The sequence below is a fragment of the Pseudomonas sp. CAM1A genome, from assembly GCF_047501685.1.
Taxonomy (GTDB): domain Bacteria; phylum Pseudomonadota; class Gammaproteobacteria; order Pseudomonadales; family Pseudomonadaceae; genus Aquipseudomonas.
The window spans coordinates 1-21650 of sequence record NZ_JBFNXP010000027.1; the positions used below are offsets into that span (position 1 = coordinate 1).

Consider the following 21650-nt stretch of genomic DNA (forward strand, 5'->3'; position numbering starts at 1 on the left):
ATTGGAACCACCTGATCCCATCCCGAACTCAGCAGTGAAACGATGCATCGCCGATGGTAGTGTGGGGTTTCCCCATGTGAGAGTAGGTCATCGTCAAGATTCATTTCGCAAAACCCCTATCTGCGTGAGCAGGTAGGGGTTTTGTCTTTAAGTAGAGACTACAGAGATTCGCAGGTACGTCCTTCAGGACGGACCAGCACACAGAATTTCTTGACGACCATAGAGCATTGGAACCACCTGATCCCATCCCGAACTCAGCAGTGAAACGATGCATCGCCGATGGTAGTGTGGGGTTTCCCCATGTGAGAGTAGGTCATCGTCAAGATTCAATTCCGAAGCCCCTGATCGCGATGCGATCAGGGGCTTTGTCTTTTCAGGGTATCGATGCGCGTGATTGGTGTATGAGATAGCCCAGCGCCTTGGACTGGGCTGCCTCGCAGGGAACAAAGTTGCAAGTATCACCAGCGTGGGAGCGGGCTAGCCCCGCGATCACCGGCGAAGCCGGTGCCATACCCCGCATCGCGGGGCAAGCCCGCTCCCACGCTGGTGATGCTTGAAAGCCTGTACCCTGCGCGAAAGCGCAGCCTGAACAGCTATCCCCCGGGCTTCCTGATATCCAAGACAAAAAAAGGCCGCTCCCGGTTGGGAGCGGCCTTTTTTGTTACCGGGGCATAAGCCCCTGCCAGTGGTATCAGCTCAGCAGGTTACGCACATTGCCCATCGCTTCATCGGCAAAGCCCTGCAGGAACGCCTGGAAGCTCGGCAGTGCCTCCGGGCCACCTTCCCAAGGCTCGGCCTGGATGGTCCAGGTCGCACGGCTGCGGCTGGCGTCGATCGCCTGCACTTGCATGGCCGCCCACAGGTTGCCGATGTTCAAGCTGGTGTAGATCAGGCTCCAGGTCATGTTCATGGCCTGATCGTCACGGGTGTTCAACTGCTCGATCACCACGTTGCCATCCTTGAACAGTTTCTTGCGCACCGAGCGCACACCGCTGCCGGTCATCTCGATATGCGTCAGGGCAGGAATGAACACCGGGAAGCCAGCGAAGTTGCCGACGATGTTCCACGCATTGGCCGCCGGCGCGGCGATCTCCACGCTCGAAACCACCAGACAGCCTTGCGGGTTGCGGATCAGGGTATCGGGTTTGAGTGCTTGCATTGGGATGTTGCTCCTGTTGTACATGAAAGGGATCAGATAAAGCCGATGTCGGCCAGGTAGCGGCAGCCGCGGCTGAGCAGCGCCGGGTCCTTGCTCGGGTAACGGGCGCCCATGCGCTGCACGCCGGCGCGGGCGTTGTCGTGGGCGATGCCGGAGATGTCACCGATGTCTTCCTCGAAACCGTCCAGATAGAAGCCCAGGACGTCGTACAGCGCGTTGTCGCTATCGACCCTGGCCAACTGGCGCTGCCATTGCTCGATACTGACCAGTTCGAAGGCATGGCCCTGGGCATGGAACGAAGCCAGGTAGTCACGCCAGCGCAGGGGTTCGGGGTTGTGCAGGTTGAACACGCACTGGCCGGCCTGGTGACGGCTGCTGTGGAAGGCGATGAAGCGGGACAGGAAGTCCACCGGCATGAGGTCGAAGTCGATCTCAAGCTCCGGTACCTGGCCCAACTGCAGCGAGCCCTTGAGCATCAGCATCAGCCGGTTGCGCTGAGGCTGGCAGGCCCCGGTTCGGCTATCGAAGGTGATGTTGCCGGGGCGGAACAGGTTGACCCACACGCCCTGCTCACGGGCACGGCTGAGGATGCGCTCGCCGACCCATTTGCTCAGGTTGTAACCGTTGCGGATGTAGATCGGCGGGGTGCCGGCCGGGTCGCTCTCCAGCACATGGCCCTCGCCATCCACGGCGCTGCAGGCGGACAGGGTGGAGACGAAGTTGAAGATCTTCTTGCGGCGGCCCTCGCACAGTCGCAGGCATTCGAACAACGGCTCGATGTTGTCGGCGGCCAGCACCTCATAGTCGAGCACATGGTTGACCTGCGCGGCGTTGTGCAGCAATGCGCCGTAGTTGCTGTCCAGGTAGTCGTAGTCGGCTTGTGCCAGGCCCAGCAGTGGCTTGCGCAGGTCTGCTTCGAATACCCGGACGCGGCTGCGATCCAGGGTGATGTGGTTGTCTCGCAGGGCCTGGGAGAAGCGCTCATCGGCGGATAGCCCACTGGCGCTGCGTACCAGGCAGGCGACTTCACTCGCGCCCCACTCCAGCAGGGCCTCGACCAGATGCACGCCAAGGAAGCTGTTGGCCCCGGTGACGATTACCTTGTGCACATCGCCCAGGCGCTCCAGCGGTTGTACCTGCAGGCCCAGTTCGCGGTTGGCGTCCTGCTCCAGGCGTACCAGGGAGGTCTGCAACGCCTCGTTATCGCCATCGAGCAGTGCGCCCAGGCGCTGCAGGGTGGGCTGTTCGATGAAGCGGTTGATGGCCACCCCCTGGCCGAAGTGCTCCCTGATCTCCAGCAGCAGGCGCGATAGCAGGATGGAGTGACCGCCGAGGTTGAAGAAGCTGTCGTCGACGGAAATTTCGCTTGGTGGGAGCTCCAGCAGCGTGCTCCACAGGCAGCGCAGGCGCTCCTCGGTCGCTGTCCGTGGTTCGATGCGCTGGCTGGACGGCAATGCCAGTGGACGCAACGACAGCGCCCGGCGATCCACCTTGCCGTTGGCGGTATAGGGCATCTGCTGCAGTACCTGATAGAACATTGGGCGCATGTAGTCCGGCAGGTATCGCTCGGCATGCTCGCGCAGCAAGGTTTCAGCATCGGCCTTTTGCGGGTGGGCAAGGAAGGCCAGGACCCGCCGTTGGGCGTCGATCACCACTGCCACCTGGGCGAACAGCTGGCTATCGCGCAGGCAGTGCTCGATTTCCTCGGGTTCGACGCGGAAACCACGGATCTTCACCTGGTTGTCTCGCCGGCCGCACAGCTCGATGCCCTGCTCGGTCCATTTGCCGATATCCCCCGTGCGGTAGGCGCGCAGTGTGCGGCCCGCGGGCAAGCTCAGCTCGACGAAGCGCTCGGCGCTCAGCTCGGGGTTGTTCAGGTAACCCAGGCCTACACCTGGCCCGGCGATGTACAGCTCGCCGGGGGTCTGCTCACACACCGGTTGCAGGTGCTGGTCGAGTATCAGCACCTGGGTGTTGGCAATCGGCAGCCCCAGGTTGCGGTTGTCGTCGCCTGTGTCGAACACCCGGGTCGTGGCCAGCACGGTAGTTTCGGTCGGCCCATAGATGTTGTGCATCCGGCATTGCCCGGCCAATCGAGCGATGACCTCCGGTTCGCAGACGTCGCCGCCGGTGACCAGATGGCGCAGGCCCAGATGGAGATCCCGGGGCAGAATGCTCAGCAGCGCCGGTGGCAGGAACGCGTGGCTCACCTCCTCTCTGTGGATAAGTTTCACCAGCAGCTGCGGATCGCGCCGCTGGTCCTCACTGGGCAAGACCAGTTCCGCGCCACAGGCGAACGTCGGCAGGATATCCAGCAGCGAGGCATCGAAGCCGATGGTGGAGAACTGCAGGACCCGGCTGTGCCGGTCCAGGCCCACATGCTCGCGGTACCAGGCCATGAAGTGCGCCAGGTTGCCCTGGCTGAGCAACACGCCTTTCGGTTGGCCGGTGGTGCCGGAGGTATAGATCGCCACGCAGGCCTGCTCGGCCGCAGCCTGGCGCAACGCCAGGCTGGGCAGCGGCAAGTCCTGCGGCAAAGGAAGGTTGCGCACATCCACATCAGGGATATCCACAGGCGTCTGGCCGTCGTGCAGCATGACGCAGGCGCCAGCGTCGGCGAGGATCAGCTGGCGGCGCTCGGCCGGCGTGGCCGGGTCCAGTGGCAGGTAGATGGCGGCGCACCCCAGCACCGCCAACAGGCTGGCGTAGAGCACGGGTGACTTGCCCATGCACACGGCGATCACAGGCGGCTGTTCCCCGGCTTTGGGCAACAGTGGCAACAAGGCCTGCTGGATGACGGCGGCGCGGGCATGCAGTTGCTCATAAGTGCAACGCTGGCAGTCGTGGTTCACGGCAGGAGACCCGGCGTGCACACGCAGGCTGTGTTCCAGGCCGCCGATCAGGTCAGTTTCGGCCTTCTCCAGCAAGTCGGCGCGCAGTGTGCGGTTGAACGGGTGTCGGTAGGCCAAAGTGTCCAGCCAGTCCAGGCCGTGCTCACGCTCCTGGTCTCCCGGGCTTACCGCAGGCGTTTCTTGCAGATGCAACGGGTTGCGGGCGAAGCGGGTGACCTGCAGTGCCAGTTGCTCGCACAGGGCTTGCAAGGTGTCCTCACGCAGCTGTTGGCCATTACCGGAGCGCGGCGTCTGGATCGGCACCCGATGGATCAGCCGCTGGGCGCTGGCACTGCCGCACCAGCACAGGGCCTCCAGGTGCGGCAGGGTGTCGGCGCAGCTCGCACCCAGGCGCAGCCTGAGCAGCGGCGTGCCGCCCAAGGGCTGCCAATCACTGCTGCTCAGTGCCAGGCTGCCATCCTCCACCACCAGGTCAGGATGGGCCGACAGCTGCCGGGGCAGAGCCTGGGCGCTATCGGCCCTGGCCGAGCCATGTCCGTGCTCGGCGAGCAGGCGGGCGAACTCCTCCAGGGGCGGGCTGGTACCCACCAGGAGTATGTCGAGGCGTCTCATGTCTAGGTCCTCAGGGCAGATAGTCGCGCAGGGCGTCCTGTACGCAGGGCGACTCGAGCATCGAGCTGCTGCGGAAGAAACGCAGGATGTTGCCTAGCAGCGGATGCTGGCGGTTGATCGGGTAGGCCAGGCCCAGCGCTTCCTCGCGCAGGGCCTGGCGCACCGTATCGCTCACCGGCAAGGCGTCGATCAGGGCACAGTCGAAAGCCTGCTGGATATCGTTGGTCAGGTACTGGCGCAGGAACAACGGCAGTACCTTGGCGATCATCTGGCGATCCGCCTCGGGCGCGGTATGCCAGTAGATGCGCGTCAGGCGCGCCCAGAAGCTTGAGTGACGACCTTCGTCCAGCAGGTGATCGGCCATCAGGCCCTTCACCGAGGGCTTGACCGAGTCGTCGCGGGCAAAGGCCGCGACATCGTCGGTCAGGGTGTTCTCGGCGATGCCTACGCAGATCAGTTCCAGGGCGTCACGCAGGGCCTCGGGCACCTGTTCCAGCACGGCTGGAATGGCGCGGCTGAGTTCGATTTCCTGGGGCAGGGCGATCGGTTCGATCCCGGTCAGGGCGATGGTCTGCTGCAGGAAGTCCATCGCCACCAGGGCGTGATAGTCCTCGTCCACCACCACGGTCATCGCGTCGTAGCGGCAGGCGAAGGGGAAACGTACGGCAAAGCGGTCCTTGGCGATGCGCCGGGCGGTGCGGTCGACGATCTCGGTCTCGAAGATCACCACATCATTGATGAACTTGTAGAGGCTCTGTACCAGCACGAAGTCGCGCAGCTGCGGGCACTCGCGCTGGAACGTCGCGCCGAGCACCAGGGGCTGGCGGCTCAGGGGGTAGATCAGGCGCTGGTCATCCTCCACCAGGCGCCGCGGCCGGGTGCGAATGGTCGCCCTGGCCTCCCAGGCCTCGGCAAAGGAGCGATACTCGAGGGCATTCATGGGGTGACCTCGGCAACAGCCGTTTTCAGCGACGTGCGCAGGCGGTCCCACAGGGCCATGCGGCTATCCACCGCGGCGATAGCGGCCACGTAGACGTCTTCCTGGCGCAGTGGATCGTGATCGACCAGACGTGCCAGCAATTGCTCGGCGGCGGGGCCGTGGTCCTCGGAGTCGACTTCGATATGACGTTGCAGGTAGTAGCGGAAGGTCGGTGCCTGCTCGGTGCCGATGCCCCACTCGTCAAGAATTTGCTGGAACATCGATGGAATGACGCTTTCTCGTCCGTGCAAGAAGGCGGCGGCAACCTGGTGGGCCGGTGCCTCGATGGCCACTTCGAGGGTGTCGCGAACGAACCGCTGCGCGGCTTCACTGGCGCCGCAGCGTTGCAGCGCGTCGAATGCCGCGACGCCTTGTTGCTGCAGGCTGACGAAGCGCTCGATGGCCTGGGTGCAGGCACCGACTTCGCGCATGGCATCGAGGTACAGTTCGAAGTGGCTGTAGTGACCCTGATCGAGGCGATCGTCCGATTCCTCGCCCAGGACGATCTCGTTGATCAGGCGCGCCGCAGCCGGGTCTGTCGGTGGCAGCCAGGGCAGGCTGACGCAGGTCAGTTCCTGCTGCAGGCGCTTGGTCAGCGACATGAAGTCCCAGACGGCGAACACGTGGGTTTCCATGAACCCACGCAGCGTCTCCAGAGAATCGATTTCGGAAAATAGCGGGTGCAGGGAAAGTTCATGTTTCTTGTCGGAAAGTGTGCGCTTCAATGTGCTCATGATGAGGTCCGTTTAGGGTAGGTATGCAGGGACGTTATTGCTCTGGAAGTTGCAGGGCATATAAATGCCGGGCGAATGAAGGCCTCGAGTGGAAACTCGAATTCGAACAACAGGCAGAGGCCGGCAGGGCTTGTTTGGCAGGGCGTCCACGGTGACGCCTGGCCGCCCTTGGCTGGCGATATAAAAGTTAGAACAACTTCAAAGTTCGCCGCAATTGTTTTTTTGATTATTTTATGTTCGGACTTTTCTTGAAATATAAGTGCCTGAATAAAACATTGGGTAAGTTTTATTTTGGCAATGCGTGCTCCTTCCGATAATTAACGATCAGAAAAATAGACACAGAGTGAATGCCTCACTCGGAGCACGAATGAACGGAGATGGCGAGATTGACTATTGAGGGGCGGCTGATCGCTTGCGGTCCTTGCCCCGGTGCCAGGTTCCTTCTGCAGGTGAATGAGGAGGCAGACGGCCAGGTCCACGTCTGATGATCAGCGGCCGCTGCGGGGGGTAGAGTGTGCCCAAAATACTGGCACTGCCATGGCCAGGCACTGACCAGGCAGCGGAAAAGCCTTGATCAGCGCTTGGATGGCAAGGGGAGGATTAGGCTCTGTACGAAAAGCCTTGATACTTGTTCATGCTGCGTTGAAAACAGCCTCGGAATGCTCATGTACTCCAGTACACTGCGCTTGCTCGGCTGTTTTCGCCTTGCCTGACCTGCGTCTCAAGACTTTTCGCACAGAGCCTAGAAGCTCAGCAACCCGAGGTGGGCGTTGAAGATGCGCACCAGGCGCTGGTTCAGCAGCGAAGTATCGACCGCTTGAGCCGGTAGCTCAATCAGCTCCAGCTCCCGGCGTACCAGGCTGTGCCAGCCGAGCATCGCTGCCAGCGAGCCCGGCGGATAGAGCACGGTCATGGGGATATGCAGGGGCAGGTCGGTGGTGCTGAATTGTGGGCTGTCACAGCTTGAAACAAACAAGTGACGGGTCAGGCCCGGGCAAGCACCTTGCACCTGCTGGATCAGGGCCAAGGCAATGTGCGCGCCCAGGCCTTGGGCAAACACGGCATGTGGTTGCGCGAGGTAGGGCTGAAGCTGTTCGACCAGGGCCTGGGTCAGGCGCCCGGAAATGGGCAGGGATTGTTCGAGGCCGGCAATGGAGGGGACATCGACCGCGACCAGCTCGATGGGGTCGCTCAGGGTCCTTGCCCAGGTGCGGTACTGGGCAAGTTGCTGCCGTGTGCTTGCCAGGCAGATCAGGCGAATCCTGGACGGCTGGTCGGGCGTGGTGTCCTGTCGAGTCTGCACGTGCACTGCCGTTCCTTGTGGCGGATCGAGTCGGCGCAGCAGGGTGGTCGCCAGGGGCGGCTGCGCGGTTGGGCAGGATCAGTTGGCCGATTGCCTGTCGAGATACTTCCTGATGGTGCGCGCGGCGTGGTTGAGGTGCTCTTCCAGGAGTTTCACGGCCTCGTCCACCAGTTTGTCGTTGGCGGCATCGACAAGGGCAATGTGGTCATCCTGGGTGAGTTTGCCCAGGCCCATCGAGGACAGATGGAAGCGCAGGAAGCGTTCCTCTTCGTTCAACTCGATCTCGATCATGCGCAGCAGCTTCTGGTTCTGCGCCTTGCTGTAGAGGGCCATGTGGAACAGGCGATTGAGCCGGCCGATTTCGGCGTGACGGGTCTCGGTCTCCAGCTGGCGGATGTACGCCCTGGCCTGGGCGATGTCGTCGGCATCGAGCAAGGGGATCGACTGGCGCAACGCCTCGGTCTCGAGCAGCACGCGCAGGGCATACGTGTCGACGGCGTCCTCACCGATCAATGGCGCTACCACGGCGCCTTTGTGCATCACCACCTGCAGCAGGGACTGGGCTTCGAGTTGGCGCAGCGCCTCGCGCACGGGCATGCGGCTGACACCGAACAGGGTCGCCAGCTCTTGCTGGCGCACGGCGGTGCCCGGTGGCAGGCGGCCATCGAGGATGGCACTGCGCAGGCGCTCTTCGATAACACCCCGGGCCAGGTGCGGCGGTACTTGTTCGCTGCCCAGTACGGTGCTCAGGAGTTTGGGTTTCTCAGCCACGCGGGGTTCGCCTCGGCAACATGAAAATTGGATCCAATAACCCTAGTGAGGGAAGGGGGCGCTTGTCAAACGGATTGATCAAGCGATGCGCCGTGGCGCAGAGTCAAAACGCGGCTATCGTGAAGCAAGTTGCCGGCATTGGGAAGACAGCCAAGGTCGCCAGCCCTTGTACGAAGCGGGTTTGCCGACAGTTGGCAGCATGATCGCACGGTGCCATTGTCTTTTGCGCCTCCAGCCCGCACCATCGCTGCTTTCGACTGATCTGAACGGGTGTCCGCAGTGGCGATACCTTGGCCTCTCAATGCGACCGCACGCCGGCTCGGCCTTGCCGTGCTGCTCGGCTGCCTGTGGCTGGGTGTCACCCAGGCGGATTGGGACTTCTCGCAGATCAGCCGCCGCGCCCAGGCGCTCTATGGCCCGATGGGGGCGGGGCAGGGGCGTATCGATGCCTGGCAGAACCTGCTGGCGACACAGAAGCAGGGCAGCGAAATGGAGCAGCTGCAGGTGGTCAACCTGTTCTTCAACAAGCAACTGCGCTATGTCGAGGACATCGACCTGTGGCACGAGGTCGATTACTGGGCCACCCCGGTACAATCGCTGATAAAGGGTGCGGGCGACTGCGAGGACTATGCCATCGCCAAGTACTTCAGCCTGCGGCGCATGGGCATTCCGGCGGAAAAACTACGCATCACCTACGTCAAGGCGTTGCGCCAGAACCGTGCGCACATGGTCCTGACCTATTATTCAAGCCCACAGGCCCAGCCGCTGGTGCTCGACAGCCTGATGGACGCGATCAAGCCGGCCAGCCAGCGCACCGACCTGCTACCGGTGTATGCCTTCAACGGTGAAGGCCTGTGGCTGACCGGCGCGGGCGGCAACAAGAAGGTCGGCGACACCAAGCGCCTGTCGCGTTGGCAGGACTTGCTGAAGAAAATGCAGGCCGAAGGGTTCCCGGCCGAACCGGTTTACTGAAGGAGCACAGATGTCACTGTTCAAACAATTGCTGCTAGCCATTTGCCTGTTCCTGGTGATCGCCTTCAGTGGCAGCTTCATGGTCAGCCTGGAGAGCTCACGCAGCCAGTACGTCAACCAGCTGCGTTCCCACGCGCAGGATGCCGCGACTGCGTTGGCGTTGTCTTTGACGCCGAACATCGACGACCCGGCGATGGTCGAGCTGATGGTCAGCTCGATTTTCGACAGTGGCTACTACTCGAGTATCAAGGTCATCGACCTGGACTCCAATGCCGTGCTGGTCGAGCGCCACGCAGAACCCGACGCCGGCGGCGTGCCGGGCTGGTTCATCCAGCTCATCGGCCTGGAGCCGGCCGGCGGCGATGCCCTGGTCAGCCGCGGCTGGCAGCAGGCGGCGCGGGTCGAGGTGATCAGCCACCCGATGTTCGCCCTGGGCAAACTCTGGCAGAGCGCCCTGGGCAGCCTTGGCTGGCTGCTGCTGTGCGGCGCGGTGAGCGCGGTGCTCGGAGCGCTGCTGCTGCGCCGCCAATTGCGCCCGCTCGACTACATGGTGGCGCAGTCCCACGCCATCGCCCGTCGTGAGTTCCTCAGCCTGCCCGAGCTGCCACGCACCCCCGAGCTGCGCCGAGTGGTGCAGGCGATGAACCAGATGGTCGAGAAGCTCAAGGCACTGTTCACCGAGCAGGCCGAGCGCAGCGAGAAGCTGCGTGCGGAGTCCTACCAGGACAGCCTCACCGGCCTTGCCAACCGACGTTACTTCGAAATGCAGCTCAATGCCCGGGTCAGCAACCTGGAGGAGGCCCGTAGCGGCTACCTGCTGTTGCTGCGGGTCCAGGACCTGGCCGGGCTCAATGCCCGCCTGGGTGGCCAGCGCACCGACCAGTTGCTGCAGGCGGTGGGTGAGCAACTGCGCCGCACCTGTGCGAACTATCCGGAGACCAACGACCTGATCACTCGCAGCCGTGGCGGTGAGTTCGCGGTGTTGGCGCCGGGCATGGTGCATGACGAGGCAATCCAGCTGGCCCAGGCCCTGGAAGCCACCTTGCAGAGCCTGCACGAGACCGGTGCCAGCGATGTCGACCCGGTGGCCTGCATCGGCCTTGCCCCCTACAGCCCAGGCGATGCGCCGCAAGCGCTGCTCAAGCTCGCCGACGAGGCCCTGGCTCGCGCCGAGAGCCAGCCCACGCCGGGCTGGGTATGCCTGGAGCAGGGCGCCGCGGGCCAGGCCGCCGACAGCCACCACGCCTGGCACACGCGCCTGGACCAGGCGCTGGGCAAAGGGCAGTTCGAGCTGTTCTTCCAACCGGTGGTGGACGCCAAGGCCCCAGAGCGGGTGCTGCACTACAAGGTCATCTCGCGCCTGCACGACGAAGAGGGCGAAGCCCTGGCGGCCGGCCGCTTCCTGCCTTGGCTGGAGCGCTTCGGCTGGATGGCGCGGCTGGACCTGCTGGTGCTGGAGAAGGTGCTCAAGCATCTGCAAGGGCATGGTGAAGCGCTGGCGTTGAACCTGTCGGCCGCGACCCTGGCCGATCCCAAGGCGTTGCAGCGGGTCTATGAACTGCTGGGGCAGCACGGCGCGCTGGGGCAGCGGCTGACCTTCGAGATCGGCGAGGAGCAACTGCCCGAGCAGACGGTGCTGGAGCAACTCACCCGGCGCCTGCGTACCCTGGGCTTCAGCCTGGCACTGCAACGCTTCGGCGGGCGCTTCAGCATGATCGGCAACCTGGCCCACCTGGGGCTGGCCTACCTGAAGATCGACGGCGGTTATATTCGCAACATCGACCAGGAACGGCACAAGCGCCTGTTCATCGAAGCCATCCAGCGCGCGGCGCACAGCATCGACCTGCCGCTGATCGCCGAGCGGGTGGAGACCGAAGGGGAGTTGAAGGTGCTGCGGGAGATGGGCGTGCAGGGCATCCAGGGGCAACTGGTGGGTGGCCCGGCACCCTGGCGTTGAGCAGGCTCGGCGTTATCGCGGGGCAATTCGCACCGCGATGCGCCGCCAGCATGATCAGATCAGCCCGCCTTCCTCGTCTTCCTCGATCAGGTTGTTCAGGCTGCCCAGCGCCTTGCGCGCGGTGGAGCGGTTGAGCAACTTGGCCTGGGCGCCGGGCGGCAGGTCGGTGATGCTGAACACGCCCTTGGCAGTCAGCACCTCGATCAGGTCTTCCAGCACCCGGATCATGTCCAGATCGCTCTGCTTGAGCTGCTTGAGGCTGTTTTCCACCACGTCGTCGGCGAACCACTCCTGGATCTCGGCACTGTCGGCCGGGACCATGTCCGTAAATTCATCAAACGCGGCGGCTTCCACACGCAGCAACTGGCCACTGGCGTCGCGTTGCACATAGAACATGGCGGCATCCCTCGTCACGATGATTCCTTGTTGGTAGTCAGCAGCATAGGCAAAGTTCACCGGGCGTGTAGGCCCGGTGCACGAGTATGCGCGTGAAGCGTTGGCGGGGAAAGCCCGCCCCCGACGCGGCGGCCGTTGCCGGCTGCCGCGGGGTGGGGATCAGCTGTTGGAGTTGTCGATCTTGATGGTCGGGTCGCCACCGCTGATCAACGAGTTGATCGTGGTGTTGGACCAGTTCACCCCTTCAAGCTTGATGCTCACATCGGCGTTGGCCAGGCCGCCGGCGGCGTTGAGCTTGCCTTCGGTGCTGACTTGCAGGGTAGACTCGCCATTGACCGTGGTGATCTTCAGGAAGTTGTCGATGGTGCTGGCCTTCTCGCCCTGGAGCAGGTCGCTCAGGTCGAGGCGGTCGCCTTCGCTGGCCTTGAAGTCCTTGATCACGTCCTTGCCCAGGTCGCCGGCCTTCCACACGAAGGTGTCGGCGCCGCTGCCACCGGTCATGATGTCGTCACCCTTGCCGCCGATGAGGATGTCATTGCCGGCACCGCCGAACAGGATGTCGTTGCCTTCGCCGCCGAGCAGGGTGTCGTTGCCGGTGCCACCGAGCAGGATGTCGTTGCCCTTGCCGCCGTCGATGTAGTCGTTGCCACCCTGGCCGAAGATGATGTCGTTGCCGTTGCCACCCAGCAGGGTGTCGGCACCGTCGTTGCTGCGCGAGACATCGAACTCGGCATAGTTCTCGGTGATGTACTTGTGCATCGCCCGCGCGTCCACGCTGCCCGCGTCGACGCCCAGCTTGTCGGCGACATAGCCACGGATCGCCTCGACACCGGTGCCGGCAACACCGTCGAAGACCATCAGATCGCCGAAGATGATGTCGTTGCCGTCGCCGCCGTTGACCGTGTCGTTGCCCGGCTGGGTGACTTCGGTATGGCCGAGGATGGCCTCGGCCAGCTTGCTCGGGTCGATGTTGGTCTGCGGCTTGCCGTCGGTGTCGTACGGTTTCAGGTCGTTGGTGTTGACGCCGTTGTTGAGGCCGATGGCCTCGACGGTGGACAAGCCTGACAGGAGCTTGAAGCTGTCTTGCGAGTTGTTCGTGGTGGTGCTGCTTGTGCTGGATCCACTTCCTCCGCGTGTCGACAGTTCATAGCCACCAATACCGTCGGCGCGAATGTCACCCGATAGCGTTGTGCTCCAGCTTCCCCGGCTATAGGTCTGTACGGTCAGCGCTCCGTCGCTCCCGATGGTGATGTAGTTCGTGTTGTCCAGGTACTTGCTGACCGTCATGCCTGCCTTGTAATTGATGGAGGCCAGGTAGCTGTCGAAGCTGTTACCGCTAGTGCCCAGGTTTGGGTTGCCTTGCTCGTTGGCCTGGTAGTAGGTCGGCTGGCCATCGGTAATGAAGAAGGTCTGGTTGCTGCCGGTATTACCTGCGGCCTTGAGAGACTGGAACCAGTTGGCGGTCGTCTTGAAGGCATCCTCGTAGTTGGTGCCGCCGTTGGCATTGAGCGTGTTCAGGGCATTGAGCAAGGTTTGCAGGCCGGCATCGTTCAAGGTCACCGCAACGCTGCTCTTGACCTGGGTGGCGAAGTCCACCAGCAGGATGTTCACGGTACCCGACTGGTCACCCTTGACGCTGGCGGCCAGGGTCTTGAACACCGATTCCAGGGACTTCTTCGCCGCATCCACGCCGGACGAGCCCATGCTGCCCGAGGTGTCGACGATGAAGGCGAGGTTGTAGTCCTGGCCCGGTACCACGTGCAGGCCGGTGACGTCGGCCACCACCACATCGTTGCCGTCGGTGCCGGTGATGTTGTCGCTGTCCGAGGACAGGTTGCTGGTGGTGTAGCTCTGCGGGTAGACGGTGACCTTGATGGTGCCTTCGCTGGTCGCGGTGCTGCCGCCGACACTCTCGGTGGAGGTCGAGGTTACCTTCACGTCGAACTGGCCCTGGTAGTAGGCCGGTGGCTTGATGGTCAGGCCGCCCAGGTTCCAGCCGGTGACGTCCACCGCGTCCTTGCCGACGGTGATGGTGTGGCCGGCGTTGTCGGCCAGCACCGAGCCTGCCGGGATGCCGCTGAGCTTGACGCTGAGGGACTCGGAGCCATCGGTGTCGGTCAGGTTGGTGCTGATGCCCACCAGCTTGACCGGGGCACCGTTCTCGCTGCCTTCGTTGAGCTTGTAACCGTCGTAGTAGCCCTGGTTGTTGCCGCCGTGCAGGTCGCCGACGGTCACGCCGGCGTTGGTCAGGTCCTTGACGCTCGGGTACAGCGGGATGTTCGAGCTGTTGAGGTCGGTGACCGCGCCGTTGCCCACCTTGATGTTGACGTCCAGGCTGCCGGGGCCGGCCTGGTTGGCGTTGTAGATCTCCAGGGTGTAGTAGCCGCTGGTGGTCGGGGTGAAGCTGCCGGAAATGGCGCCGCTGGCCGAGCCCCAGGTGCCGCTGGCGACGTTCTTGCCGCCCACGACGATCTGCAGGCTGTCGTCGGCGGTGCCGCTGAACGAATAGGTCTTGCCGGCTTCCAGATAGATCAGGCCGGAGGTCTTCGAGCCGGTACCAGGCGTCACGGTGGCCACGGTGTCTACCCCAGTGACGGTCTCGCTCTTGCTGGCATTGCCGGAGTTGGCGAAGACGTTCTTCAGCGCATCGCCGGTGAGGCCGTTGCCGTTGCTGCCAAGGCCGGTGAGGCTGTTCCAGGTTTCCTTGAGCAGGCCGATCGAGTTGACGTTGTTGTTGCCGATGTTCAGGTCAGGCTTGTCGGCCACTGGCGTGATATCGACCTTCATGGTCACTTCGCCACCGGCGTTGGTGCCGTCGTTGGGCTTGTACTTGATCTGCGCGTAGTCGGCCTGCTTGTTGCCCACGCCGCTGCCGCCATAGCCGTCGACGCCCGACTGGTTGGCCAGTGGCACGAACTTGAGCTTGCCGGCGGCGATGTCGGCCTGGCTGATGTTCTGGTTCAGCGACACATCGACCCACGAGGTGCCGTTGAAGAACTTCAGGCTGCCCAGGTCCGGCAGCTTGCTGATGGTCACCGACAGGCCGGTGTTGCCATCGGCGTCGCTGACGTTGAAGTCGCCCCACTTGAACACGTAGTCGGTGTCTTCGCTGCCGGTCACGGCGCCACCGGTCGACACCGGCGCATGGTCGTTGTCGATGATGGTGGTGGTGACGCTGGACTTGCCGGCGTCGACCTGCAGGTTCTCGAAGCCGCCGCCCGTGGCGCCGCTGATCTTGACCGTGAAGTTCTCCGAACCCTCGACCAGCTTGTCGTCGATGGTCTTGATGTCGAAGGTGGTGCCGCTGCTGCCGGCCGGGATCTTCACGGTGACCACACCGGTGAAGTCCTGGCCGTCGGTGGCGGTGCCGCTGTAGGTCAGGGTGATGGTCACCTCGGACTTCGACGGGTTGCTCAGGGTCAGGTTGTAGTGGGCGGTGTCGCCTTCGGTCACCGAGGTGTCGCCGCTGATGCCGACGGTGGTCAGGTCGCCCTGGCCGCTCGGCTCGTCGGTGACGCTGGTGGTGACGGTGTTGCTGCCCAGGGTCAGTTTCTCGAAGTTGTCGCCACCGGCGACCGACTCGATCTTGTTGACGATGTTCGGCTGGCCACCGAGGTACGGGTCGTCCTTGGCGGTGATGGTGAAGGTGCCGCTGGCGCTGCCGGCTGGAACAGTGACTTTGGTGCCGTCCGACAGGGTGAAGGTCAGGCCATTGTGGCCGGTGACCGACAGGCCCTGGGCGTTGGTCAGGGTCACGGTGTAGGTGACCTGGCCGCCTTCGGCGACGGTGGTCTTGTCGGCGGACAGGGTGGCGACCACTTCACTGATGGTGTCGGTGATCTGCACGGTGGCGTTGCCGCCGAGTTCGAGGTTCTCGAAGGTCTTGCCAGTGACTGCGGCATCGGTGATGCCGACGGTCAGCGAGCTGCCGTCCTTGAACACGTCGTCGCCCTGGGCGGCGGCCTTGTACTCGACCTGGGTCTGGCCGGCCGGGATGATCACCTTGGCACCGTTGCTCAGGGTCACGGTCAGGTCCTGCGCCAGTTTCTGGCTGACCTTGACGGTGAACGACGGCTGCTGGTCTTCGGTGACGTTGCCGTTGCCGACGATGGTGACCGAGACCTTGTCGCCCTGGTTRCCGGTGCCYGGKGTRCCCGAACCTGGYTCGTCGGTGACGGTAGTCTTCACTTCGTTCTGACCCAAGGTCAGTTTTTCGAAGTTGTCGGCACCGGTGACGCCGGTGATCTTGTTGCTGATGGTCGGCTGGCCCCCGACGAACACGTCGTCCGGTGCATTGATGGTGACCGTGCCGGTGGCGCTGCCGGCCGGGATGGTGACCTTGGTGCCGTCGGTCAGGGTGAAGGTCAAACCGTTGTGGCCGGTGACCGACAGGCCCTGGGCGTTGGTCAGGGTCACGGTGTAGGTGACCTGGCCGCCTTCGGTAACCGTGGTCTTGTCGGCGGACAGGGTGGCGACCACTTCACTGATGGTGTCGGTGATCTGCACGGTGGCGTTACCGCCGAGTTCGAGGTTCTCGAAGGTCTTGCCGGTAACTGCGGCGTCGGTGATGCCGACGGTCAGCGAGCTGCCATCCTTGAACACGTCGTCGCCCTGGGCAGCGGCCTTGTACTCGGTCTGGGTCTGACCTGCCGGGATCACCACCTTGTCGCCGTTGGACAGGGTGACAGTCAGGTCGTAGCCAAGCTTCTGGCTGACCTTGACGGTGAACGACGGCTGCTGGTCTTCGGTGACGTTGCCGTKGTGGTCAGGGTATTGCTGCCGAGGGTCAGCTTCTCGAAGTTGCCACCACCGGTGACGGACTCGATCTTGTTGACGATGCTCGGCTGGCCGCCGACGAACACGTCGTCCTTGGCGGTGATGGTCACGGTGCCGGTGGCGCTGCCGGCCGGGATGGTGACCTTGGTGCCGTCGGACAGGGTGAAGGTCAGGCCGTTGTGGCCGGTGACCGACAGGCCCTGGGCGTTGGTCAGGGTCACGGTGTAGGTGAACTGGCCACCCTCGGCAACCGAGGTCTTGTCGGCGGACAGGGTCGCGACCACTTCGCTGACGGTATCGGTGATCTGCACGGTGGCGTTGCCGCCGAGTTCGAGGTTCTCGAAGGTCTTGCCGACCACACTGGCATCGGTGATGCCAACGGTGAGCGGACCGCCGTCCTTGAACACGTCGTCGCCCTGGATCGGCGCCTTGTACTCGACCTGGGTCTGGCCGGCCGGAATCACTACCTTGGCGCCATTGCTCAGGGTCACGGTCAGGTCCTGGTCGAGCTTCTGGCTGACCTTGACAGTGAACGACGGCTGCTGGGCTTCGTTGACATCGCCGTTGCCGACGATGGTGACCGAGACCTTGTCGCCCTGGTTGCCGGTGCCTGGAGTGCCCGAGCCCGGCTCGTCGGTGACCGAGGTCTTCACTTCGTTCTGACCCAGGGTCAGTTTCTCGAAGTTGTCGGCACCGGTGACACCGGTGATCTTGTTGCTGATGGTGGCCTGGCCGCCGATGAACACATCGTCCGGCGCGTTGATAATGGCGGTGCCAGTGGCGCTGCCGGCCGGGATGGTGACCTTGGTGCCATCGCTGAGAGTGAAGGTCAGGCCGTTGTGGCCGGTGACCGACAGGCCCTGGGCGTTGGTCAGGGTCACGGTGTAGGTGACTTGGCCACCCTCGGTGACGGTAGTCTTGTCGGCGGACAGGGTGGCGACCACTTCACTGATGGTGTCGGTGATCTGCACGGTGGCGTTGCCGCCGAGTTCGAGGTTCTCGAAGGTCTTGCCGGTGACCGCGGCGTCGGTGATGCCGACGGTCAGCGAGCTGCCGTCCTTGAACACGTCGTCGCCCTGGGCGGCGGCCTTGTACTCGACCTGGGTCTGGCCGGCCGGGATCACTACCTTGGCACCGTTGCTCAGGGTCACGGTCAGGTCCTGCGCCAGTTTCTGGCTGACCTTGACGGTGAACGACGGCTGCTGGTCTTCGGTGACGTTGCCGTTGCCGACGATGGTGACCGAGACCTTGTCGCCCTGGTTGCCGGTGCCCGGGGTGCCCGAACCTGGCTCGTCGGTGACGGTAGTCTTCACTTCGTTCTGACCCAAGGTCAGTTTTTCGAAGTTGTCGGCGCCGGTGACGCCGGTGATCTTGTTGCTGATGGTCGGCTGACCACCGACGAACACGTCGTCCGGTGCGGTGATGGTGAAAGTACCGCTGGCGCTGCCGGCCGGGATGGTGACCTTGGTGCCATCGGTCAGAGTGAAGGTCAGGCCATTGTGGCCGTTGACCGGCAGACCCTGGGCATTGGTCAGGGTCACGGTGTAGGTGACCTGGCCGCCTTCGGAAACGGTGGTCTTGTCGGCGGACAAGGTGGCCACGACTTCGCTGATGGTGTCGGTGATCTGCACGGTGGCATTGCCACCCAGTTCGAGGTTCTCGAAGGTATGGCCCGGCACCGTGGCATCGGTGATGCCGACGGTCAGCGAGCTGCCGTCCTTGAACACGTCGTCGCCTTGGGCAGCGGCCTTGTACTCGGTCTGGGTCTGACCTGCCGGGATCACCACCTTGTCGCCGTTGGACAGGGTGACAGTCAGGTCGTAGCCAAGCTTCTGGCTGACCTTGACGGTGAACGACGGCTGCTGGTCTTCGGTGACGTTGCCGTTCGTTGCCGTTGCCGACGATGGTGACGGACACCTTGTCGCCCTGGTTGTCGGTGCCTGGCGTTCCGGTGCCCGGCTCGTCGGTCACGGAAGTCTGCACTTCGTTCTGACCCAAGGTCAGTTTCTCGAAGTTGTCGGCGCCGGTGACGCCGGTGATCTTGTTGCTGATGGTGGCCTGGCCGCCAACGAAGACGTCGTCAGGCGCCGTGATGATGGCGGTACCGCTGGCGCTGCCGGCCGGGATGGTGACCTTGGTGCCGTCGCTGAGGGTAAAGGTCAGGCCGTTGTGGCCAGTGACCGACAGGCCCTGGGCATTGGTCAGGGTCACGGTGTAGGTGATCTGGCCGCCTTCGGAGACGGTGGTCTTGTCGGCGGACAGGGTGGCGACCACTTCACTGATGGTGTCGGTGATCTGCACGGTGGCGTTACCACCCAGCTCGAGGTTCTCGAAGGTCTTGCCGGTGACTGCGGCATCGGTGATGCCGACGGTCAGCGAGCTGCCATCCTTGAACACATCGTCGCCCTGGGCCGCGGCCTTGTACTCGACCTGGGTCTGGCCGGCCGGGATCACCACCTTGTCGCCATTCGACAGGGTCACGGTCAGGTCCTGGCCAAGCTTCTGGCTGACCTTGACGGTGAACGACGGCTGCTGGTCTTCAGTGACATTGCCATTGCCGACAATGGTGACCGAGACCTTGTCGCCTTGGTTGTCAGTGCCCGGCGTGCCGGTGCCTGGCTCGTCAGTCACGCTCGTGGTGACCGTGTTGTCACCCAGAGTCAATTTCTCGAAGTTGTCGGCGCCGGTGACGCCTTCGATCTTGTTGGCGATCGACGGTTGGCCGCCGACGAACACGTCGTCCGGTGCGGTGATGGTGAAGGTGCCGCTGGCGCTGCCGGCTGGGATGGTGACTTTGGTCCCATCGGTCAGCGTGAAGGTCAGGCCATTGTGGCCGTTGACCGGCAGACCTTGGGCGTTGGTCAGGGTCACGGTGTAGGTGATCTGGCCGCCTTCGGTGACGGTGGTCTTGTCCGCGGTCAGGGTCGCAACGACCTCGCTGACGGTGTCGGTGATCTGCACCGAGGCGTTGCCGCCCAGCTCCAGATTTTCGAAGGTCTTGCCATCGACGGCGGCATCGGTGATGCCGACGGTCAGGGTATCGCCGTCCTTGAAGACGTCATCACCTTGGGCCTTGGCCTTGTACTCTGCTTCGGTCTGGCCGGCCGGAATAACGACTTTGTCGCCATTCGACAGGGTAACGGTCAAGTCATGGTCGAGCTTCTGGCTGACCTTGACGGTGAAGGCTGGTTGCTGGTCTTCAGTGACATCGCCTTTGCCAACGATGGTCACGGTGACCTTGTCACCTTGGTTATCGGTACCTGGCGTGCCGGTACCTGGCTCGTCAGTCACGGTCGTGGTGACCGAGTTGTCGCCGAGGGTCAGCTTCTCGAAGTTGTCGCCACCGGCAACCGACTCGATCTTGTTGACGATTGACGGTTGGCCGCCGACGAACACATCGTCCGGTGCGGTGATGGTGAAGGTACCGCTGGCGCTGCCGGCCGGAATGGTGACCTTGGTGCCATCGGTCAAGGTGAAGGTCATGCCATTGTGGCCGTTGACCGGCAGACCTTGGGCGTTGGTCAGAGTGACGGTGTAAGTGATCTGGCCGCCTTCGGACACAGTGGTCTTGTCGGCGGTGAGGGTCGCGACGACTTCGCTGATGGTGTCGGTGATCTGAACCGAGGCATTGCCGCCCAGTTCCAGGTTCTCGAAGGCTTTACCGTCGACTGCGGCATCGGTGATGCCGACGGTCAGGGTGTCACCGTCCTTGAAGACGTCATCACCTTGGGCCTTGGCCTTGTACTCGGCTTCGGTCTGACCGGCCGGAATGACGACTTTGTCGCCATTCGACAGGGTCACGGTCAAGTCATGGTCGAGCTTCTGGCTGACCTTGACGGTGAAGGCCGGCTGCTGGTCTTCGGTGACATCGCCTTTGCCGACGATGGTGACGGTGACCTTGTCGCCTTGGTTATCGGTACCTGGCGTGCCGGTACCTGGCTCGTCAGTCACGGTGGTGGTGACCGAGTTGTCGCCGAGGGTCAGTTTCTCGAAGTTGTCGGCGCCAGTGACGCCTTCGATCTTGTTGACGATCGACGGTTGGCCGCCGACGAACACGTCGTCCGGTGCGGTGATGGTGAAGGTGCCGCTGGCGCTGCCGGCCGGAATGGTGACCTTGGTGCCATCGGTCAGGGTGAAGGTCAGGCCATTGTGGCCGTTGACCGGCAGACCTTGGGCATTGGTCAGGGTCACGGTGTAGGTGATCTGGCCGCCTTCAGTAACGGTGGTCTTGTCGGCGGTGAGCGTCGCGACGACTTCGCTGACGGTGTCGGTGATCTGAACCGAGGCGTTGCCACCCAGTTCCAGGTTCTCGAAGGCTTTGCCATCGACGGCAGCATCGGTGATGCCGACGGTCAGGGTGTCGCCGTCCTTGAAGACGTCATCACCTTGGGCCTTGGCCTTGTACTCGGCTTCGGTCTGGCCGGCCGGAATAACGACCTTGTCGCCGTTGGACAGGGTGACGGTCAGGTCATGGTCGAGCTTCTGGCTGACCTTGACGGTGAAGGCAGGCTGCTGGTCTTCGGTGACATCGCCTTTGCCGACGATGGTGACGGTGACCTTGTCACCCTGGTTGTCGGTGCCCGGAGTGCCGGTACCCGGTTCGTCGGTGACGGAGGTCTTCACTTCGTCCTGACCCAGGGTCAGTTTTTCGAAGTTGTCGCCACCGGCAACCGACTCGATCTTGTTGACGATCGAAGGCTGGCCGCCGACGAACACATCGTCCGGAGCGGTAATGGTGAAGGTACCGCTGGCGCTGCCGGCCGGAATGGTGACCTTGGTCCCATCGGTCAAGGTGAAGGTCAGGCCATTGTGGCCGTTGACCGCCAGCCCTTGGGCGTTGGTCAGAGTGACGGTGTAAGTGATCTGGCCGCCTTCGGACACAGTGGTCTTGTCTGCAGTCAGGGTCGCGACCACTTCGCTGATGGTGTCGGTGATCTGAACCGAGGCATTGCCGCCCAGTTCCAGGTTCTCGAAGGCTTTGCCGTCGACTGCGGCATCGGTGATGCCGACGGTCAGGGTGTCGCCGTCCTTGAAGACGTCATCACCTTGAGCCTTGGCCTTGTACTCGGCTTCGGTCTGGCCGGCAGGGATGACCACCTTGTCGCCATTCGACAAGGTGACGGTCAGGTCATGGTCCAG

General features: G+C 63.2%; 11 protein-coding genes, 2 rRNA genes and 3 pseudogenes. 4 read left to right on the plus strand and 12 right to left on the minus strand.

Going from position 1 to position 21650, the window contains the following annotated elements; genetic code table 11:
• Positions 1 to 99 (plus strand): 5S ribosomal RNA (rrf, locus tag ABZO33_RS26525); the annotation flags it as partial.
• Positions 100 to 209: 110 nt separating this feature from the next.
• Positions 210 to 325, plus strand: a 5S ribosomal RNA gene (gene rrf, locus ABZO33_RS26530).
• 366 nt (positions 326 to 691) lie between these two features.
• Here rrf (ABZO33_RS26530) and ABZO33_RS26535 read toward each other — a convergent pair.
• From ABZO33_RS26535 to ABZO33_RS26560, 6 genes are all read right to left on the minus strand, one after another.
• A complete protein-coding gene (locus ABZO33_RS26535; protein WP_414538464.1) occupies positions 692 to 1159 on the minus strand; it encodes an SRPBCC family protein in 468 nt (155 codons plus the stop codon).
• 32 nt (positions 1160 to 1191) lie between these two features.
• Complete coding sequence (locus tag ABZO33_RS26540; protein WP_414538465.1) at positions 1192 to 4623, minus strand: amino acid adenylation domain-containing protein; 3432 nt, start codon at positions 4621 to 4623, stop codon at positions 1192 to 1194.
• A 10-nt stretch (positions 4624 to 4633) separates the two neighbouring features.
• Positions 4634 to 5563 (minus strand): diiron oxygenase, encoded by a 930-nt coding sequence (locus tag ABZO33_RS26545; protein ID WP_414538466.1) that lies wholly within the window; start codon positions 5561 to 5563, stop codon positions 4634 to 4636.
• Positions 5560 to 6336: a DUF3050 domain-containing protein gene (locus ABZO33_RS26550; RefSeq protein WP_414538467.1), complete on the minus strand. Its 777-nt coding sequence runs from the start codon at positions 6334 to 6336 to the stop codon at positions 5560 to 5562. The genes ABZO33_RS26545 and ABZO33_RS26550 overlap by 4 nt, the downstream gene beginning before the upstream one ends.
• Positions 6337 to 7078: 742 nt before the next feature.
• Positions 7079 to 7639, minus strand: a complete 561-nt coding sequence (locus ABZO33_RS26555; RefSeq protein ID WP_414538468.1) for a hypothetical protein — start codon at positions 7637 to 7639, stop codon at positions 7079 to 7081.
• Positions 7640 to 7717: 78 nt separating this feature from the next.
• Positions 7718 to 8410: a GntR family transcriptional regulator gene (locus ABZO33_RS26560; protein WP_414538469.1), complete on the minus strand. Its 693-nt coding sequence runs from the start codon at positions 8408 to 8410 to the stop codon at positions 7718 to 7720.
• A gap of 270 nt (positions 8411 to 8680) precedes the next feature.
• Between ABZO33_RS26560 and lapG the strand changes: the two genes are divergently transcribed.
• Positions 8681 to 9382, plus strand: a complete 702-nt coding sequence (gene lapG / locus ABZO33_RS26565) for a cysteine protease LapG (protein WP_414538470.1) — start codon at positions 8681 to 8683, stop codon at positions 9380 to 9382.
• A 10-nt stretch (positions 9383 to 9392) separates the two neighbouring features.
• Positions 9393 to 11339 carry a cyclic di-GMP receptor LapD gene (gene lapD, locus ABZO33_RS26570; protein ID WP_414538471.1) on the plus strand — a complete coding sequence of 649 codons (1947 nt, stop codon included), beginning with the start codon at positions 9393 to 9395 and terminating at the stop codon, positions 11337 to 11339.
• A 54-nt stretch (positions 11340 to 11393) separates the two neighbouring features.
• Here the strand turns inward: lapD and ABZO33_RS26575 are convergent, their stop codons facing one another.
• From ABZO33_RS26575 to ABZO33_RS26600, 6 genes and pseudogenes are all read right to left on the minus strand, one after another.
• Positions 11394 to 11735 (minus strand): tryptophan synthase subunit beta, encoded by a 342-nt coding sequence (locus ABZO33_RS26575; RefSeq protein ID WP_414538473.1) that lies wholly within the window; start codon positions 11733 to 11735, stop codon positions 11394 to 11396.
• 159 nt (positions 11736 to 11894) lie between these two features.
• Positions 11895 to 14522, minus strand: coding sequence for a type I secretion C-terminal target domain-containing protein (locus tag ABZO33_RS26580; RefSeq protein ID WP_414538474.1), 2628 nt, complete (start codon positions 14520 to 14522; stop codon positions 11895 to 11897).
• Between the two features lie 423 nt (positions 14523 to 14945).
• A pseudogene (locus tag ABZO33_RS26585) lies at positions 14946 to 16433 on the minus strand (immunoglobulin-like domain-containing protein); the annotation flags it as partial.
• Positions 16424 to 18190, minus strand: a complete 1767-nt coding sequence (locus ABZO33_RS26590; RefSeq protein WP_414538472.1) for an immunoglobulin-like domain-containing protein — start codon at positions 18188 to 18190, stop codon at positions 16424 to 16426. The pseudogene ABZO33_RS26585 and the gene ABZO33_RS26590, both read right to left, overlap by 10 nt.
• A pseudogene (locus tag ABZO33_RS26595) lies at positions 18185 to 18340 on the minus strand (immunoglobulin-like domain-containing protein); the annotation flags it as partial. The gene ABZO33_RS26590 and the pseudogene ABZO33_RS26595, both read right to left, overlap by 6 nt.
• Before the next feature lie 145 nt (positions 18341 to 18485).
• A pseudogene (locus tag ABZO33_RS26600) lies at positions 18486 to 21650 on the minus strand (immunoglobulin-like domain-containing protein); the annotation flags it as partial.

Excerpts from the sequence above, each read along its gene's own strand:
- ABZO33_RS26550 (WP_414538467.1), bottom strand. The coding sequence starts at position 6,336 with ATGAGCACATTGAAGCGCACACTTTCCGACAAGAAACATGAACTTTCC.
- ABZO33_RS26545 (WP_414538466.1), bottom strand. The coding sequence starts at position 5,563 with ATGAATGCCCTCGAGTATCGCTCCTTTGCCGAGGCCTGGGAGGCCAGG.
- ABZO33_RS26540 (WP_414538465.1), bottom strand. The coding sequence starts at position 4,623 with ATGAGACGCCTCGACATACTCCTGGTGGGTACCAGCCCGCCCCTGGAG.
- ABZO33_RS26535 (WP_414538464.1), bottom strand. The coding sequence starts at position 1,159 with ATGCAAGCACTCAAACCCGATACCCTGATCCGCAACCCGCAAGGCTGT.
- lapD (WP_414538471.1), top strand. The coding sequence starts at position 9,393 with ATGTCACTGTTCAAACAATTGCTGCTAGCCATTTGCCTGTTCCTGGTG.
- ABZO33_RS26580 (WP_414538474.1), bottom strand. The coding sequence starts at position 14,522 with ATGAAGGTCGATATCACGCCAGTGGCCGACAAGCCTGACCTGAACATC.
- ABZO33_RS26575 (WP_414538473.1), bottom strand. The coding sequence starts at position 11,735 with ATGTTCTATGTGCAACGCGACGCCAGTGGCCAGTTGCTGCGTGTGGAA.